Here is a 17803-nt window from a genome sequence, read left to right on the forward strand (position 1 = left end):
GGTATATCGTGGTGGTTTTTATGGCAACTTTAACACGTCGTTAAGACCGGGCTGTTGCTACAGCCGGTTGCTCAGCGGGCTTCTTTTTATAGCGAAGATAACTACCCGTCAGACTACCGAATCCGGCTACCAGTCCGCCTATAAAAGCACTTACCATACCTATCAGCATAGGGTTCTTTACCTTGATTATCAGCTCGCTCATTCTGTTGGCCAGTATATGGTCGTTCTGGATATCTTTAAAGAATGCCAGTGCCAGCCATAACAGGAATACCGCGAGAAATCCGTTCAGGAAGGAACGTAATGGTGGCAATGGGATCAGTACAGCTACCAGGAAAGAGGCCAGTGCAACGGACCACCAGGTAAAGAAAAGACCACCCAGGTAACTGAGTGCTATAATGAGTATAAAGCGAGGAACGGACTTCATATATGAAAGATAAGGAAAATGTCAGATCAACAGATATATGTATCAAAACAGTTTAGGCATATGCGGGAGGAATCACTGTTCTCAGCTGCTGAAAATTGGGGGAAAAGCATACCGGGAGATCAGCAGACCTCCCGGTGCAATAACTATTTACTGTTCTCCAGTGCCTGAAGAATATCATTCAGTATATCCTGTACATTTTCCAGTCCGACAGATATACGGATCATACCGGCTGTGATGCCGACCTTTGCACGTTCTGCGTCGGTCAGCTTAGCATGTGTCGTACTGGCCGGATGAGAGGCTATACTTCTGCTATCGCCCAGGTTGGCGGTCAGTGTCAGCATTTTCAGTGAATCGAGGAAGCGGGTACCGCTTTGCAGTCCGCCTTTCAGCTCGAAACAGACGATACCGCCACCGGCGCTCATCTGCTGCTTAGCGATGGCATGTTGCGGATGGCTTTCCAGCATAGGATATTTCACCCAGCTGATATGCGGGTTGTTCTCCAGTGCTTTCGCCAGTGCCAGCGCACTTTCCGAATGGCGGGCCATACGGATATACAGGGTTTCGAGGCTTTTGCTCAGCACCCAGGCGTTGAACGGCGACATGGCGGGTCCGGTACTGCGGCAGAAGGTATGGATCTCCTTGATCAGGTCTTTACGGCCTACCACGACACCGCCCAGTACACGTCCCTGTCCGTCCATCCATTTGGTGGCGGAGTGGGTCACGATATGCGCACCCAGTTCTATTGGACGTTGCAGCACAGGTGTAGCGAAACAGTTATCTACGTTAAGGATGATATTGTGCTTGTCGGCAATTTCGGCCAGCAGGCGCAGGTCGATGATCTCCAGTCCCGGATTGGAAGGTGTTTCCACGAAGATCATTTTTGTATTAGGCTTGATCAGCGCTTCCACCGTTTCCGGTTTATTGATATCAAAATAACTGTATTCGATGCCCCATTTAGGCAGGAACTTAGTGATAATGGTGTGGGTAGAACCGAAAATGGAGCTGGCAGAGACCAGGTGATCTCCGGCATTCATCAGCGCCATAAAGCTGGCAAATACCGCGCTCATACCAGAGGCGGTCGCATAGCCGGCTTCAGCGCCTTCGAGTGCACATACTTTGCTGACAAATTCATCTACGTTCGGGTTGCTGAAACGCGTGTAGATGTTATTATCTGTTTCGTCAGCGAAGGTCGCCCTCATTTCTTCCGCGCTGTCGTAAGTGAAGCTGGAAGTGAGGAATAGCGGCGTGGAGTGCTCCATCTGCCATGTCTTTTCTGTCTGGATCCTTACTGCATTGGTCTCCGGCCGGTATTGATCTTTCTCCATCGGTATATCTGCTATAATGGTATGTAAATATTATTTACCGTTCACCTTCGTTTCCCAGGTGAGGTCTCCTCCTGCCCTGCGCAGGGTTTCTGCTACGGAGCAGTATTTGGTCATGGACAGTTCCACCGCACGGGCAGCTTTATCAGGATCGATATCGCCGCTCAGATGAAATACCACATGGACCTTTTCCCAGATGGAAGGTTCTTTCCCCTTCTCTCTGTCGCCGTCGATCTCGATCTGGAAATCGGTGATCTCCTGGCGTTGCTTTTTCAGGATCATGGCTACGTCAATAGCAGAACAACCGCCCAGCCCCATCAGGAGCATCTGCATTGGTCTTACACCATTGTTCTTACCTCCATTTTCCACGGAAGAATCCATCTGCACTGTATGTCCGCCTTCGTCCACTGCTTCCATATTGAACGCATCATCTAGTCTCTTTAGTGATATCTTCATTGTCGATAAATTATATTTCCAAAGATACTTAGTACAAAGCCAAATCCCAAATACCCCCTTGCTTCAAAGTCATTATGCATTAAGCATTTTTTAACTTAGCTTTGCCCCCAAAATTTTTAAGGGGCATTGACAGTACATCATTTCCATAGCAAACAGGCTTTTATATTGGAATCCGGCGCGACGCTGCCGGAGCTGCAGATCGCTTATCATACTTATGGTACGCTCAACAGTACGGCGAGTAATGTAGTTTGGGTATGCCATGCCCTGACAGCCAATTCTGATGTAAGAGACTGGTGGAAGGGCCTCATAGAGGCGGGTCATGCCATTGATCCGGAGCGCGATTTTATTGTCTGCGCCAACATACTGGGGTCTTGTTATGGCACCTCCGGTCCGACGTCTGTCAATCCGCTAACCGGTCAGCCCTACTTCCACTCCTTCCCCCTCATTACAGTGAGAGATATGGTGAACGCGCATGTACTGTTACGTAATCACCTGGGTATCAAACAGATTAAACTACTCATGGGCGGTTCTATGGGTGGGTATCAGGCACTGGAATGGGCCCTGCTGGAGCCGGGCATCGTACAGCGTCTCTGTCTGCTGTGTACCGGTGCTTCGGAAAGCCCGTGGAGCATCGCTATTCATACCGCACAGCGCCTGGCCATAGAAGCAGACCAGACCTGGCGGGAAGACTCCTTCGCTGCGGGTGCCCGGGGACTAAAAGCGGCCCGTGCCATAGGTATGCTTACCTACAGGAACTATCAGACCTTTGTACGTACCCAGGCAGATCCTGACAATGAAAAAACAGATCATTTCCGCGCATCCTCTTATATAGAATACCAGGGCGAGAAGCTGGTGAAACGCTTCAATGCACAGTCGTACTGGATACTGAGCAAGGCAATGGACAGCCACAATATCTCCCGCGGCCGTAACACCGACCTTGCAGGTGCACTCGCGTTGATACAGCAACCGGCACTGATCGTAGGCATCACGAGTGATATACTGTGTCCGCCGGAAGAACAGCTGTTCCTCTCACAACATATGCCGCAGGCCACCTATCATGAGATAGATTCTACGTATGGCCATGATGGTTTCCTGATTGAGTTTGAAAAAATAAATAAGCTACTGGCAGGGTGGATGGATTAGGCATTCCTCTTTCCTGATCCTTAAGGCTGCATTAAAAACGCCTTAAAGTTCCCTAAGCACACACAGATTATACCTGCGTCCATCTATATTTGTATCATAATATCATGGCGAGGTTTTTTGCATACATATTACTCTTTATACACGTCAATACGACGATGTTCGTTCCGGTCGCGGACGAGCACGATGTGTATGATGCATTCGGCCGCCAGATCAATGACATTAATACCTTCCTTGGACTCATCGATCAGATGGTCCTGGGTAATACTGAAATCACTACACAGGATGAAGATGATGACCTTGCGCATTTCTTCACTGGCAGCGCTGGCGTAACCTGCTATGTATCTAATGTGCAGGAAATAGTACTGACAAGGGACGAGCCTTCCACGGTTGATCTTGCAGTAGCCTACCCCCGCCTGCAGGCGCAGAAAATAAGCAGCATTGCCTATGACATCCTCACCCCTCCTCCTGAAACCGGTACTACATACCATTCTTAAGATCTCTCTATCATGCGAGCACGTTGGACAACCTATACAGGTTGACTGGTAAACCTTTTTGTGCCTGTATTGTTGATCTTTTCACATACCCTCTTTTATAAAATCTTATTTAAACGAATCAAATGTCTAGTAAGGACTTTCGTGCAGCCTCGCTCTGCCGGTTACTTACCTGTTGTGTGCTGTTGCTCACAACAGCGATAACCGCCAAAGCACAGGATACCCTGCACATCAACCTTCCCGAGGCAGAGAAGCAGTTCCTTGAAAAGAACCTGCAGCTGCTGGCTGAAAAATACAATGTATCCATCGCGCAGGCCGAGATCATTCAGGCACGGTTATATAATAATCCAAACCTTACTTTCAGTGGTAACCTGTATAATCCTGCCAGGAAACAATTCTTCGATCTTGGTAACAGGACCGGTCAGTATGAAGTAGAGATCCAGCAAATGATCTCTCTCGCCGGAAAAAGGAATAAACAGATACAGCTAGCCCGTACCAATGCCAGCATGGCTGAAAATGCCTTCTTTGACCTGCTGCGTACCTTACGCTATACGCTACGCAGTACCTTTTATCAGACCTACTACCTGCAGCACTCCATGAAAGCCTATGAGGAGCAGATCGCTTCACTGGCAAAAATGGATGCTACCTATAAAGATCTGCAGCAAAAGGGGCTGGTCACGCTGAAAGATGCCGTACGCCTCCGCTCACTGCTGTATAGTCTGCGAGCCGACCGCACCAGTATGCAGAACCAGCTGAATGACCTGGAAGCAGCAATGCAGCTGCTCCTGCAGAATAACCATGCATGGTATGTGCTGGAGATGGCAGATACGGCGGTGAACGGTATTCCGGAAATCAGGCAGACAAGTCTGCAGAGCCTTGTGGACAGCGCCTATGCGAACAGACAGGACCTGCAGCTGGCACAGAACAGCATGCAGTACAACCAACAGAACTACCGCCTGCAGAAAGCAATGGCTGTACCCGACTTTTCACTGGGCGCCGCTTTTGATAAACGGGGTAGTTTCGTGGACAATGCTACCTTTTTAAATGTGGGTATAGACCTTCCTTTCTTCAACCGCAACCAGGGGAATATCAAAGCAGCAAAGTATAATGCCGATCAGGCGAAACTGCTGGTACAGCAGCAAACGCAGGCCGTAGAGAATGAAGTGCAGACGGCTTATGCGAAGGCGATCAATACGGATAAGATGCTGGAAACAATTGATCCGGCATTCCGCGGACAGTTCGAGCAACTGCTCAGCGCTATCACCGACAACTTCCTGAAAAAGAATATCAGCCTGCTGGAACTGACCGACTTTTACGACTCCTATAAGGAGAATATGCTGCAACTGAATCAGCTGCAGAATGCCAGGATGCAGGCCATTGAAACGCTCAACTTTGCTGTGGGCAAAACCTTGTTCAATAACAAATAACAACTGAAATCCGTCATGAAATCTTTCGCTATATATATCCTTTCACTTGCTTTCACAGGCATGTTAGCTGCCTGCGGTTCTCATCATACGGAAACCAGGAAAGATGAACCAGCAGTATCCGATAGCCTGGTCAAAAACGTGGAAACCGCTCCCGCCACTATGGAAGCACCTTCAGAAACTATCAAACTGAATGGTAAGATCCAGCCCGATGAAGGGAAACAAGCCAAAGTATATGCGCTTGTAAGTGGTAAAATCAAAAGCGTACAGGTAGAACTGGGCGACTACGTCAAACAGGGCCAGGTACTGGCGGTACTGGAGAGTGCCGAAGTAGCCGGTATCACCAACGATGTATCGATCGCAGCATCCAGCGTGGAGATGGCCAGGAAGAACATGGAGACACAAAAGTCCCTGTTTGAAGGCAACCTCGCTACCCAACAGGATTATCTCTCTGCACAGATAGAATATAAAAAGGCACAGTCAGAACTGAACAGGGCCCGCCAGGTAGCAAATATCAGCGGTGGTAATAGCTCCGCTTACGCACTCCGGGCGCCGATCAGTGGGTATGTAATTGAGAAAAACATCACTGGTAACTCTGAAGTGCGCCAGGATAACAGCAACAGTTTATTTACCGTAGCCGATCTGTCTACTGTATGGATCATTGCCAATGTATATGAATCAGATATTGCCAATATCCGTTTAGGCGATGAAGTGAGAGTGAAAACGCTTGCCAGCCCCGATAAGGAGTACCTGGGCAAGATCGATAAGATCTACAATGTGCTCGACCCGGCCAACCGTACCATGCAGGTACGTATCAGCATGCCGAACGCCAGCGGTGAATTAAAACCCGAGATGTTCGCTACCGTGAAAGTGAGCGCCAAAACCACCGGTGCAATACTCAGTATTCCGGCGAAGGCAATGGTGATGGACAATAGTAAACAGTTTGTAATTGTAAAGAAGGCAAACAAGCTGGAGATAAAGGAGATCAACCTGCTACGCAGAATTGACGACCGTGCGTTTATCTCCGGTCTCCAGGAAGGCGACCAGGTGGTCACCTCCGCACAGGTCTTTATTTATGATGCGCTTAACCTTAAATAACCAGGCAGGATCTTATGCAGAAGATAATAAAATCAGTCATCGCCTTTTCTCTGAAGAACAGGCTCTTCATAGGTTTTGCTACGGTCATACTCATTATATGGGGTGTGATCGCGTTTAAAAAAATACCTATTGAAGCATTCCCGGATGTAACAAATACACAGATCACCATCATCACGCAATGGCCCGGCAGAAGTGCGGAAGAAGTAGAGAAGTTTGTAACGGTGCCGATTGAAATAGCCATGAATCCGGTACAGAAAAAAACCTCTGTACGTTCTACTACCGTGTTCGGATTATCCGTGGTAAAAGTCATCTTCGATGATGGTATAGACGACGCATTCGCCCGTCAGCAGGTCAACAACCTCCTGCGCGATGTTGAAATACCAGATGGAGCAGAACCAGATGTACAACCGCCCACCGGCCCTACGGGAGAGATATTCCGGTATACGCTGGAGAGTAAAACGAAGACCGTCAAGGAACTGAAAACCCTGCAGGACTGGGTGATCGAACGCCGGTTACTGAATGTTCCGGGCGTAGGCGATGTTGTTAGTTTTGGTGGGGAAGTGAAGACATACGAGATCACGGTAAATCCGCAGAAGCTGGCCTCTTATGACATCACACCACTGGATGTATACAATGCTATTTCAAAAAGTAATATCAATGTGGGTGGCGACGTGATCGTCGATAACTCACAGTCGTATGTGGTGCGCGGTATCGGGTTACTGAATAACGCAGAGGAGATCGGCAATATCATCGTTGATAATATCAATAATACGCCGATCCTGGTCAAGGACATCGCGCAGGTAGACATCTCAGCCCTGCCACGACTGGGCCAGGTAGGACGTGACAAGCAGAATGATGTGGTAGAAGGGATCATCGTGATGCGTAAGGGAGAGAACCCGAGTGAGGTGATCAACCGCGTGGAAGAGCGTATTAAATATCTGAATGAGAAAGTACTGCCAGCCGATGTGAAGATCAACACGTTCTACAACCGTAACAACCTGATAGACTTCGCGACACATACAGTGCTGCATAACATGCTGGAAGGGATCATCTTCGTAACCGTGATCGTATTCCTGTTCATGGCTGACTGGCGTACGACCGTTATCGTTGCCATTGTAATACCACTGGCATTATTGTTTGCCTTCATCTGCCTGACGTTAAAAGGTATGTCAGCCAACCTGCTGTCGATGGGGGCGATAGACTTCGGTATCATCATTGACGGCGCTGTCGTGATGGTGGAGGGGATCTTCGTATTACTCGACCATAAGCAGCATCAGCTGGGGATGGAAAGATTCAACAAACTGTCCAAGCTGGGTATGATCAAACAGACCGGCGGCGAACTGGGTAAAGCGATCTTCTTCTCTAAACTGATCATCATTGCGGGATTGTTACCGATCTTCTCATTCGAGAAAGTAGAAGGTAAGATGTTCTCTCCACTGGCCTGGACACTGGGCTTTGCATTGCTGGGTGCATTGTTACTGACGCTGACACTGATACCGTTGCTGAGTAGTATCCTGCTGAGGAAGAACGTGCGGGAGAAGCACAATGTATTTGTGGAATGGCTCACCAATGGTGTAATGAAGTTGTTCTCCAGCACCTATCGTCATAAGAAGCTGACGCTGATCATGGCCAGTGCACTGGTGGTGGTAGGACTCTTCAACTTTAAATTCCTGGGGTCTGAGTTCCTGCCCGAACTGGATGAAGGAGCCATCTACATTCGTGCAACCTGTCCGCTGAGTGTTTCGCTGGAAGAATCCAAGACACTGGCCAATAAAATGCGCCGTATTATTCTTACCTTTCCTGAGGTGAAGCAGGTCATGTCGCAAACGGGCCGGCCTAATGATGGCACGGATGCTACAGGATTCTATAATATTGAATTCCATGTAGATATCTATCCGAAAAACGAATGGAAAAGCGGGATCAGTAAAGAAGAGCTGATCGACAAGATGCAGGAGGAACTCTCCGTCTATCCCGGAGTGAACCTGAACTTCTCCCAGCCTATCATGGATAACGTGGAAGAAGCCGTATCGGGCGTTAAGGGGTCGCTTTGTGTGAAGATCTATGGCGACAGTCTGACGTATACCGAGGCCCGCGCCAATGAGATCTACGATATTATGAAAGACATTCCGGGGGTAACCGATCTGGGTGTGATCAAAAATATCGGTCAGCCGGAGATGAGAATTGACCTGGATGAAAATAAAATGGCACTTTATGGCGTTACTACAGCGGACGCAAATGCGATCATCGAAATGGCGATCGGGGGTAAAGCCATCACACAGATCTATGAGGGAGAGCGTAAATTCCAGTTACGTCTGCGCTATGAAGAGAAATACCGTAACACGGCGGAATCTATCAGTAATCTGATGGTCCCTACCCTCCGCGGTGCACGTGTGCCAATTAAAAATATTGCCACTATCCGTACACTTACCGGACCAAGTATTATCTTTAGGGACGATAACCAGCGTTATACGGCGGTGAAATTCTCCATCCGCGGACGTGACATGGGTAGTGCAGTTGCAGAAGCACAGGAAAAAGTAAACAAGCAGGTAAAGCTGGATAAAGGATATGAAATGCAGTGGGCCGGGGATTTCGAAAATCAGCAGCGTGCTACCAAACGCCTGACGGAGGTAGTGCCTATCAGCCTGATGATCATCTTCCTGATATTGTTCGTCATGTTCGGAAATGTAAAAGACGCGGGACTTGTATTGATCAATGTACCATTTGCCATCATCGGGGGTATTGCTGCACTGCTTATATCCGGGACAAACTTTAGTATTTCTGCGGGTATCGGCTTCATTGCATTGTTCGGTATCTGTATACAGAACGGGGTGATCCTCATATCGGTATTCAAAAATAATATGCAGTCGGTGAAACGACATGAATTTAATAAGCATACATTAGAAACAGCCATAAAAGACGGGGTACGTACGAGGGTACGTCCAGTGGTGATGACAGCGCTGATGGCTGCTATCGGACTATTACCGGCAGCTCTGTCCAAGGGAATTGGTTCTGAGACTTCCAAACCGTTGGCCATAGTAGTAATAGGCGGCTTGATCACTGCCACCGTACTAACGCTGCTGGTATTTCCATTGTTCTTCTACCTGGGTTACAGGAAGATGGGACAGAAGCTGGATTAATCAGGAATTAAGCAGCAGGAATTGCTGCTACTTATGTTCCTGTAGTGGGCAAATAACCTGAGAATAAGCAGGAGATATTACCCAGTAAGAAATAGGCGCTTCCTAACCGAAGCGCCTATTCTAATTAATAAGCCGTCTCTTACCACCTCTCAGTCCCTGATTCCTAATTCCCGATCCCTAATTATCTAGCCCCTTTTTCCTATCAGAACTAATTCTCTTTCTGGTTGTTAAGTAGATAGACGAGGCCTGTCAACAATTCAGGTATTTTTGTTATATTGATAAAAATTATAAACCTAACGGTAATCCCAAGATCATCCAAAATCGCCACAGTATGAAAAACTACTTACAACTCACCTGTTTGTGTGCCCTCATGTTACTCATGAACCTGTCTTCTGTCGTCTATGCACAGCAGCAACAGACTATTACAGGTACTGTAACAGACAAAACAACAGGCAATCCTCTTCCAGGCGTCACTGTCAGTGTAAAAGGCTCTTTATCCGGGACTATTACCGACGGCACCGGCAACTTCAGGTACAACACCAACCGGCAGTTTCCCCTGACGCTGATCTTTTCCTCAGTGGGCTATTCCAACAACTCATTAGTGGTCGACGGGCCCGGTCATGTTACCGTGCAACTTACCTCTACGGAGATCCTGGGAGAAGAAATTGTTGTTGCCGCCAGCCGTGTGTCTCAAAGTATACTGGAGTCGCCGGTATCTATTGAGAAACTGAATGCCACGGCGATACGGGAATCGGCAACACCCAGCTTTTATGACGCCCTACCCTCTCTGAAAGGGGTGGAATCCAGCGTCCAGAGCCTCACCTTCCGTACCATCACGACCAGGGGTTTCAACACAAATGGTAACACCCGTTTTAATCAGCTGATGGATGGTATGGACAACCAGGCTCCTGGCCTGAACTTCTCCGTAGGTAATATTGTAGGCATCTCGGAACTGGATGTGGCCAGCGTAGAATTACTGCCAGGCGCCAGCTCCGCGTTATATGGAGCAGGTGGTATGAACGGTACCCTGCTGATGACCAGCAAAAGCCCTTTCGAATACCAGGGTCTTAGTCTGAAACTACAGGCAGGGATCAACCATCTTGGTAAGAAACAGCAGAACTATGTTGGCTTCATCCCTGATGTCACCGCCCGTTATGCGAAAGCTTTCGGGAAATTCGCCTTTAAACTGAACTTCGGTTTTATGCAGGCAGACGACTGGCAGGCTGTTGACTCTACCAATTTCGACCGGTTGAACCTCCGTACCAAAGCAGGAACTTCTCACGCGACCGACCCGAATTATGATGGCGTGAACGTCTACGGTGATGAGATCACCAATACTTTTGGGGCAACAGGCGGATTACTCAATGGGCAGGCAGTGTCCCGCACGGGTTACAGGGAAAGAGACCTGGTGGACTACGGCACCCGCAGCCTGAAAACAGGCGCCGCCTTCCACTATAAGGTAACGGACAATACAGAGGTGATCCTCCAGGGTAACTGGGGTACCGGTACAACTGTATATACGGGTTCTGACCGCTATTCCCTGCGTAAATTCAACCTGGGGCAGTATAAGCTTGAAGTACGTGGTAAACGCTTCTTTGTACGTGGTTACACCACACAGGAGCGTTCCGGCGAAGCATACAATGCCACCGCCCTGGGTACGATCATGAACGAGGCCTATAATCCGAGTGTGGTAAGAGATGGCAGCGGCAACGTGATCGGTGGATGGTTTGCAGAATATGCCACTGTTTACAACCAGGCAAGAGCGGGTGTATTCCCGGGCGCGCCAGGTGTAAAGACCAATGAACAGGCACATGCCATCGCCAGGTCCTACGCTGACAGAAACCGCCTGCAACCAGGTTCCGCTACCTTCAACCAGGCAAAGGAAACCATTACCAGTAATTATATCGGTTTTGGTGCCGGTAGGAACGGTGCTAAGTTCAACGATAAAACAAACCTCTATCACTACGAAGGTTTCTACGACTTCAGCGATCATATAAAAATACTGGAAGTGCAGGCAGGCGCCTCTTTACGGCGCTACGCCCTGAACTCTGACGGTACCATCTTTGACGATGCCGACAAGGATATTAAGATAGATGAATACGGCGCGTATCTGCAGGTGGGAAAGAAACTGGTGAACGAGCGGATCAAGCTGACCGGTTCCATCCGTTATGACAAGAACGAGAATTTTGACGGTCGCTTTACGCCACGTTTATCAGGCGTATTCACCGTAGCACCGCGTCATAATATCCGTCTCTCCTTCCAGACCGCTTACCGCAATCCAACCAACCAGGACCAGTACATCGACCTCCCAATCCGTGCGAATACGCGTCTGATAGGAGGTTTACCTGAATTGCTGAACAAGTACAACCTGAATACCAATAAAGGCTACACGCAGGCGAGCGTACAGCGTTATGCGGCAACCGGCGATCCTACCCAGTTACAGCAATATACATTCAACAAATTCAGGCCTGAAAGCGTGAGCGCCTACGAGATCGGTTATAAGGGTCTGATCAAAAACCGCTTACTGATCGACGCTTATTACTACTACAGTTCGTACAAGAACTTCCTGTCGTACGTGGCGCTGATACAGCCTACACAGCCACTGGCACAGGACCCTGCACTGAACAGCGCCAGGATCTTCGCTACGTACGTGAACAATCCTGAAAAGGTAAGCGCGCAGGGCGGAGCGCTCGGACTGGACTACCTGATCCACAGCTGGACATTATCCGGTAACTTCTCCTACAATGCACTGACCGATAGCAAAAATGAGCTGGACAATGCATTCAACACACCTAAATACCGTTTCAATATTGGCGTAGCCAATAAGAACATTGCGAAAAACCTTGGTTTCAACGTGATGTATCGCTGGCAGGATGCGTTCACCTGGAGCTCCAGCTTCGTAAGAGGTGATGTATCGGCTTATGGTACGATCGATGCACAGGTGAATTACAGGATACCTAAGATCAAGGGAACGATCAAGGTGGGTGGTTCTAATATAACTAACCACTACTTCCAGACATCCTTCGGTAATCCGAAAGCAGGCGGTATTTATTATGTAGCAGTGTTGTTTGATGACCTGCTGAGATAGTAACTACCCGATATAGAACAGGAAGGGCCGTTCACTATGTGGTGAACGGCCCTTCCTGTTCTATAACATTGTCGTACGACAGCAATTAATTATTTATTTTTCTCCGCCCATTCGCGCAACATAACGATAGCGTCATACAGCACGCCTGCTTCTCCCCTGAAATCGCCGGAACCTTTGGGCGCACCGGTACGCACATCATACCATTCGTAAAACCCTTTATTCGCCAGTGTTCTTTCTATAATAGGCTGCAACTCTGCTACCGCTTCTTTCACCATACCATTCTCAATCAGCGCCTGTATCATCCTGCCACCGAACCAGGTCCAGTCGCCTCCGTTCTGATAGACGTAAGGATGCATGTTAGGGAAAAGTTCCGCCGGATAGGGAGGATATACCGTAATGCCGATGGTTGCATGTTTTTCTTTCGCAGCCGCAGCGACCATTTGTTGATTGATAGCGGCTATTTCTTTCGGTGTATTAAAACCCGCGAGTATAGCACAGGCAGAACCACCGGTATATAACAGGGCGTTTTCATTAAACGAAGCGGGGAACGGGCTACCATCAAGATACAGATGAGGAATGTACTTCTGCACGTCTGCTTTCCAGAGATATTTGCGCACATTCTTTTTTATCTCAGCAGCAGTTGCCGCCCAGTCTTTTTGTGTATGGTAAGCCGCAGGTTTGATTGCGAGGAAATCGTGTATGGCCATTACATACATCGCGTTGTCATATACATCTATTGCCCATTTCGTCTTATCATTAATACGAACACCCCAGCCGGTTTCAGGTTGTACATCGCCCCAGTCAACCGTCGTAGCACCTTTTACAAGACCATACTTTTCTTCCCACCTGTCGTTCAGGATGTATAATAAAGCCTCTTCCAGCCGGCGGATGACTTTCTTCCCTCCTATCTCTTCTTCCAGTATACCACGATCACCCGTCACATCGATATATTTTCTGACAGCCTGCAACAACGACGATTCCTGGTCGGTCTCCACTGTGTTCTTATGAGCGGCCCACTCAGGTGCGAGATCGGCATAACGGTATTCATAACCGGCGCCTGTGCCCATCTTCTTTTTATCGATCATGCCATCGACAATATCACCACCATCTCCCTGCATTTTCAGGAACAGCAGCAGCATCGATTTCACTTCTTCTTTCGGGTGTGTTTTAAGAGATCCTTTGATGAAAGTGTTCAGGTCACGGATCCAGACCTCTCCATAGGAAGTACCGGCCGTAAAGCCAGTCAGGAGACGCAGCGACCTGGCTTGTATCGTATCCAGGCGGGTGTCATGGAGAATAGTCAGCGACAGACCTTTTTTAGTGGTTTTCTGCGCGGAAGCTGGTGCGTGGAATGCCAGCGTCGATAAGGCAATGAGCAGGTAAGTTAAGCGTATACGCATATGAAAGCATGTTCAGTTTACATACAAATGTACAAACATGATTTCATATGTACAAACATAATAGTAGGAAGGTAATACAAGGTAACCCTGTATATTTGCGCCATGCAACCCATCTTCCCCACCACTTATTCGACCCTGAGCCCTGATGCCTTAGCCACCTACATCAGCCAGCAGTACGCCCTGGAAAATGTTCAATGCCAGTTCATTGTACGTGGCGTAGGTGACACGTACCTGATCACCACGAATGATAACCGCTTTATTCTGCGCATTTACCGGTCTTCGCACAGAACGCTGGGCAATATCCGGGCAGAGGTGACCTTACTGAATGCCCTGAAGGCGGCGGAGGTATCTGTCTCCTATCCGGTAGCAGACAAAGACGGCGGTCATATCCAATCCCTCCAGGCCGCAGAAGGCATCCGGCATGCCGTGCTGTTCTCTTATGCGGAAGGCCGCTCTCACAACATGCTTTCACACGAACAGCTGCGTACCCTGGGCAAAGAGATGGCACGCTTTCACAATGTCTCCGCCGCTATTATCCTGGCAGATGCCCGCTGGAATATTGACATCACCACTACCCTGGACGAACCGGTGGCAGCGGCAAAGGATTATTTCAAAGAAGACCAGGCCACGTATGAATGGATCACAGGCGCTGTAGAAAGGGTCAAAACAGCGCTTTCTACCCTCCCAACGGATCAATTCAGTGCTGGTTATTGTCACTTCGATTTTCTGCCTAAAAACTTCCATTTTGACGCAGCCGGCAGGATCACCATTTTTGACTTTGATTTCTTCGGACGGGGATGGCTGATCTATGATATTACAACTTTCCGCCAGCAGTTGTTGCTGGATAAACTAATGGGAAGACTAACGAATGAGACGATGGAAGAGACGTATGCCACCTTCCTGGAGGCATACCGATCGGAAAGACCACTGAGTGAGGGCGAACAGGCGGCTATTCCCTATATCGGATTGGGGTTCTGGCTGTTTTACATGCGCTTTCATATGACGCACGACCAGTTTTCACCATTGATGCAGCTGCATAATCTGCAAAGCAGGTTCGGGATGCTGAAAAAGCTGATGGAAGAAGAGTGGGACAAAACCGGACAGGTAACGCCATAAATAGGCGACGTCCCGGGATAGGTCCCGGGACGTCTGAGATTTGTTGTACCCTTCAGCGGAGAAAACCCTGAAGTATCTTTATTATACGTTAAAACGGAAGTGCATTACATCACCGTCGCTTACAACGTATTCTTTACCTTCTATACGTAAACGGCCATTATCGCGGCAGGCAGTTTCAGAACCGTACTTCACATAGTCATCGTAACCGATCACCTCAGCCTTGATAAAACCTTTTTCGAAATCGGTGTGGATCACACCTGCAGCCTGTGGCGCTTTCCAGCCGGTGTGGATGGTCCATGCCCTTACTTCCTGCACCCCTGCAGTGAAATAAGTGATCAGGTTCAATAGACCGTAAGCAGAGCGGATCAGGCGGTTCAGACCTGGTTCAGTCAGGTTGTATTCAGACAGGAACAGTTCTTTATCAGCCGGATCTTCCAGTTCGGAGATCTGTGCTTCGATACTGTTGTTCATTACCACTACAGTAGCATTTTCTGCTTTCACAGAAGCCTGCAGCGTTTCAGAGAATTTGTTGCCGGTCAGCATGGAGGCTTCATCAACGTTCGCCACATACAGTACCGGTTTTTCTGTCAGCAGGAACAGGTCAGCGATCGCAACGCGGTCTTCTTTACTCAGTCCCAGCTCACGGATATTTTTACCTTGTTCCAGGTGTGCCTGGCACTTTTTCAGGATTTCAAATTCTACCTTGGCTTTAGGATCACCACCGGTTTTAGCCATTTTCTCGGTACGCGCGATCTTCTTTTCAACGCTCTCGAGGTCTTTCAGCTGTAACTCCGTATCAATGATCTCTTTGTCACCTACAGGGTTGATCGCACCTTCTTCTCTCAGGATGTTGTCATCCTCGAAACAGCGGATCACGTGAACGATCGCATCTACCTCACGGATATTAGCGAGGAACTTGTTACCAAGACCTTCACCTTTACTCGCGCCTTTCACAAGACCTGCGATGTCAACGAATTCAATAGTAGTCGGAACCACACGCTCAGGCTTCACCAGCTCTTCCAGCTTAGCCAAACGCTCGTCCGGTACGTCTACAAGTCCTACGTTAGGTTCAATTGTGCAAAAGCGATAATTGCTCGCCTGCGCTTTTGCGCTGTTGCTTACCGCATTAAATAATGTCGATTTCCCTACATTCGGCAATCCAACAATTCCTACTTGTAACGCCATTTTCAAAAATTTGCGCAAAGATAATACTTTTTTCGCTACTAAAAATCCCACATACGAAGTGTGCGCACTATCAACAGCGAAAAACAGCCGGACTTTTCCCCTGTCAACGCCAGACGTCAGCCGTATATACTACATGGATAGGCCCTATCCCTCGTCTCCTCTCTCCCTGTCACACAGATTTTTACTTTTAATATTAAATTTTTGCCATTAGATTTGATGCTCAATCATTTCACCGTATGGCATTAAACTATGTTTGGCTCGGGTTCTTCCTGATATCTTTTGTTGTGGCCGTTTGCCGCCTCATCTTCCTCCAGGATACCGCCGTTTTCTCTACCGTTATGAACGGCATGTTCGATAGTGCCAAAACGGGAGCCGAAATATCACTTGGGCTGGCTGGCATCATGACCTTCTGGCTGGGCATCATGAAAGTGGGTGAAAAAGGTGGAATGATCAGCATCCTCGCCCGCTGGGTGGATCCCTTCTTTTCCAGGCTGTTCCCGGGTATTCCGAAGAAGCATCCGGCCATGGGCTCTATCCTGATGAACTTCAGTGCAAACGCCCTTGGGCTGGACAACGCCGCTACCCCGGTAGGGCTGAAAGCCATGAAGCAGTTGCAGGAACTCAATCCTGAGCCGGAAGTAGCGACCAATGCGCAGATCATGTTCCTGGTGTTGAACACAGCGGGTATCACCCTGATTCCAACTTCTGTGATCGCACTGCGTATTGCAGCTGGTAGTTCCAATGCCGCTGAGATCTTTATTCCCACGCTGATCGGTACCCTGATCTCTTTTATTTCCGGGTTACTTGCCGTGGCCTTATATCAACGTATCAATCTGCTGAAAGCCCCCATCCTACTCACGTTTGCCGTGTTTGGGCTGCTACTGGCAGGCCTCTTCTACGTAATGCAGTTCCTGACACCTGACCAGATCGCGACCTACACCGCCTTTATCGGTGGCTTCGTCATATTTGCGATCATTGTCTCTTTCCTTGCTTTAGGGGCCGCTAAAAAGATCAATGTCTACGATGTGTTCATTGACGGCGCCAAAGAAGGCTTCCAGGTATCTATTACCATCATCCCCTACCTGGTGACCATGCTGGTGGCCATCAGTACATTCAGGAATACGGGTTGTATGGATTATGTACTGGATGCGATCGCAGCGATCTTCAGCAGCATGGGCCTGAATACCGATTTCGTCCCTGCCCTGCCGGTAGGTTTGATGAAACCGCTCAGTGGTGGTGCAGCCCGTGCCCTTATGGTGGACATCCTGAAAACACATGGACCGGACTCCTTCGCCGGCAGACTGGCCAGTATCATCCAGGGGTCGACAGAAACCACCTTCTACGTGCTGGCGGTTTATTTTGGCTCAGTTAACATCAAAAAGACCAAATACGCCCTGACCTGTGGCCTGATAGCCGATGTTGTCGGCATCGTCGCGGCGATCGTGCTGGCATACATATTCTTTCACTAGATTATTTACTTTCATTAGATTCTTTTATTATCTTGGCTGGCACCACCAAT

The 17803-nt window shown here is 48.6% G+C and carries 13 protein-coding genes; 8 read left to right on the forward strand and 5 right to left on the reverse strand.

Features of this window, described 5'->3' with window-relative positions; translation table 11 throughout:
* Positions 1–40 precede the first annotated feature (40 nt).
* The 3 genes from GWR21_RS04845 to GWR21_RS04855 form a co-directional block, all read right to left on the reverse strand.
* Positions 41–424 (reverse strand): hypothetical protein, encoded by a 384-nt coding sequence (locus tag GWR21_RS04845; RefSeq protein WP_162330647.1) that lies wholly within the window; start codon positions 422–424, stop codon positions 41–43.
* A gap of 143 nt (positions 425–567) precedes the next feature.
* The gene (locus tag GWR21_RS04850) at positions 568–1749 is read right to left on the reverse strand and encodes a trans-sulfuration enzyme family protein (RefSeq protein WP_162330648.1); all 1182 of its coding nucleotides are present in this window, start codon (positions 1747–1749) and stop codon (positions 568–570) included.
* A gap of 30 nt (positions 1750–1779) precedes the next feature.
* Positions 1780–2202: an OsmC family protein gene (locus GWR21_RS04855; protein WP_162330649.1), complete on the reverse strand. Its 423-nt coding sequence runs from the start codon at positions 2200–2202 to the stop codon at positions 1780–1782.
* Positions 2203–2328: 126 nt separating this feature from the next.
* On the opposite strand from GWR21_RS04855, the gene metX reads away from it, so the two are divergent.
* The 6 genes from metX to GWR21_RS04885 all read left to right on the forward strand — a co-directional run bounded on the left by metX (position 2329) and on the right by GWR21_RS04885 (position 12583).
* Complete coding sequence (metX, locus tag GWR21_RS04860; RefSeq protein WP_162330650.1) at positions 2329–3345, forward strand: homoserine O-acetyltransferase MetX; 1017 nt, start codon at positions 2329–2331, stop codon at positions 3343–3345.
* A gap of 104 nt (positions 3346–3449) precedes the next feature.
* A complete protein-coding gene (locus GWR21_RS04865; RefSeq protein ID WP_162330651.1) occupies positions 3450–3839 on the forward strand; it encodes a hypothetical protein in 390 nt (129 codons plus the stop codon).
* 122 nt (positions 3840–3961) lie between these two features.
* The gene (locus GWR21_RS04870; protein ID WP_162330652.1) at positions 3962–5263 is read left to right on the forward strand and encodes a TolC family protein; all 1302 of its coding nucleotides are present in this window, start codon (positions 3962–3964) and stop codon (positions 5261–5263) included.
* A gap of 15 nt (positions 5264–5278) precedes the next feature.
* Complete coding sequence (locus tag GWR21_RS04875) at positions 5279–6358, forward strand: efflux RND transporter periplasmic adaptor subunit (RefSeq protein WP_162330653.1); 1080 nt, start codon at positions 5279–5281, stop codon at positions 6356–6358.
* A gap of 14 nt (positions 6359–6372) precedes the next feature.
* Positions 6373–9495 carry an efflux RND transporter permease subunit gene (locus GWR21_RS04880; RefSeq protein WP_162330654.1) on the forward strand — a complete coding sequence of 1041 codons (3123 nt, stop codon included), beginning with the start codon at positions 6373–6375 and terminating at the stop codon, positions 9493–9495.
* A gap of 331 nt (positions 9496–9826) precedes the next feature.
* Entirely contained in the window at positions 9827–12583 is a 2757-nt protein-coding gene (locus tag GWR21_RS04885; protein ID WP_162330655.1) for a TonB-dependent receptor, read from the forward strand.
* A gap of 89 nt (positions 12584–12672) precedes the next feature.
* Here the strand turns inward: GWR21_RS04885 and GWR21_RS04890 are convergent, their stop codons facing one another.
* Positions 12673–13983, reverse strand: coding sequence for a glucosidase family protein (locus GWR21_RS04890; protein WP_162330656.1), 1311 nt, complete (start codon positions 13981–13983; stop codon positions 12673–12675).
* Between the two features lie 102 nt (positions 13984–14085).
* Here GWR21_RS04890 and GWR21_RS04895 point away from each other — a divergent pair, with 102 nt between their 5' ends.
* The gene (locus tag GWR21_RS04895; protein WP_162330657.1) at positions 14086–15099 is read left to right on the forward strand and encodes a phosphotransferase enzyme family protein; all 1014 of its coding nucleotides are present in this window, start codon (positions 14086–14088) and stop codon (positions 15097–15099) included.
* 81 nt (positions 15100–15180) lie between these two features.
* On the opposite strand, the gene ychF is transcribed toward GWR21_RS04895, so the two are convergent.
* Positions 15181–16284, reverse strand: a complete 1104-nt coding sequence (gene ychF, locus GWR21_RS04900) for a redox-regulated ATPase YchF (RefSeq protein ID WP_162330658.1) — start codon at positions 16282–16284, stop codon at positions 15181–15183.
* Positions 16285–16520: 236 nt separating this feature from the next.
* On the opposite strand from ychF, the gene GWR21_RS04905 reads away from it, so the two are divergent.
* On the forward strand, positions 16521–17753 hold the full coding sequence (locus GWR21_RS04905; RefSeq protein WP_162330659.1) for a nucleoside recognition domain-containing protein: 1233 nt from the start codon (positions 16521–16523) through the stop codon (positions 17751–17753).
* Positions 17754–17803: the final 50 nt, after the last annotated feature.

The organism is Chitinophaga agri (genome assembly GCF_010093065.1).
GTDB lineage: Bacteria > Bacteroidota > Bacteroidia > Chitinophagales > Chitinophagaceae > Chitinophaga > Chitinophaga agri.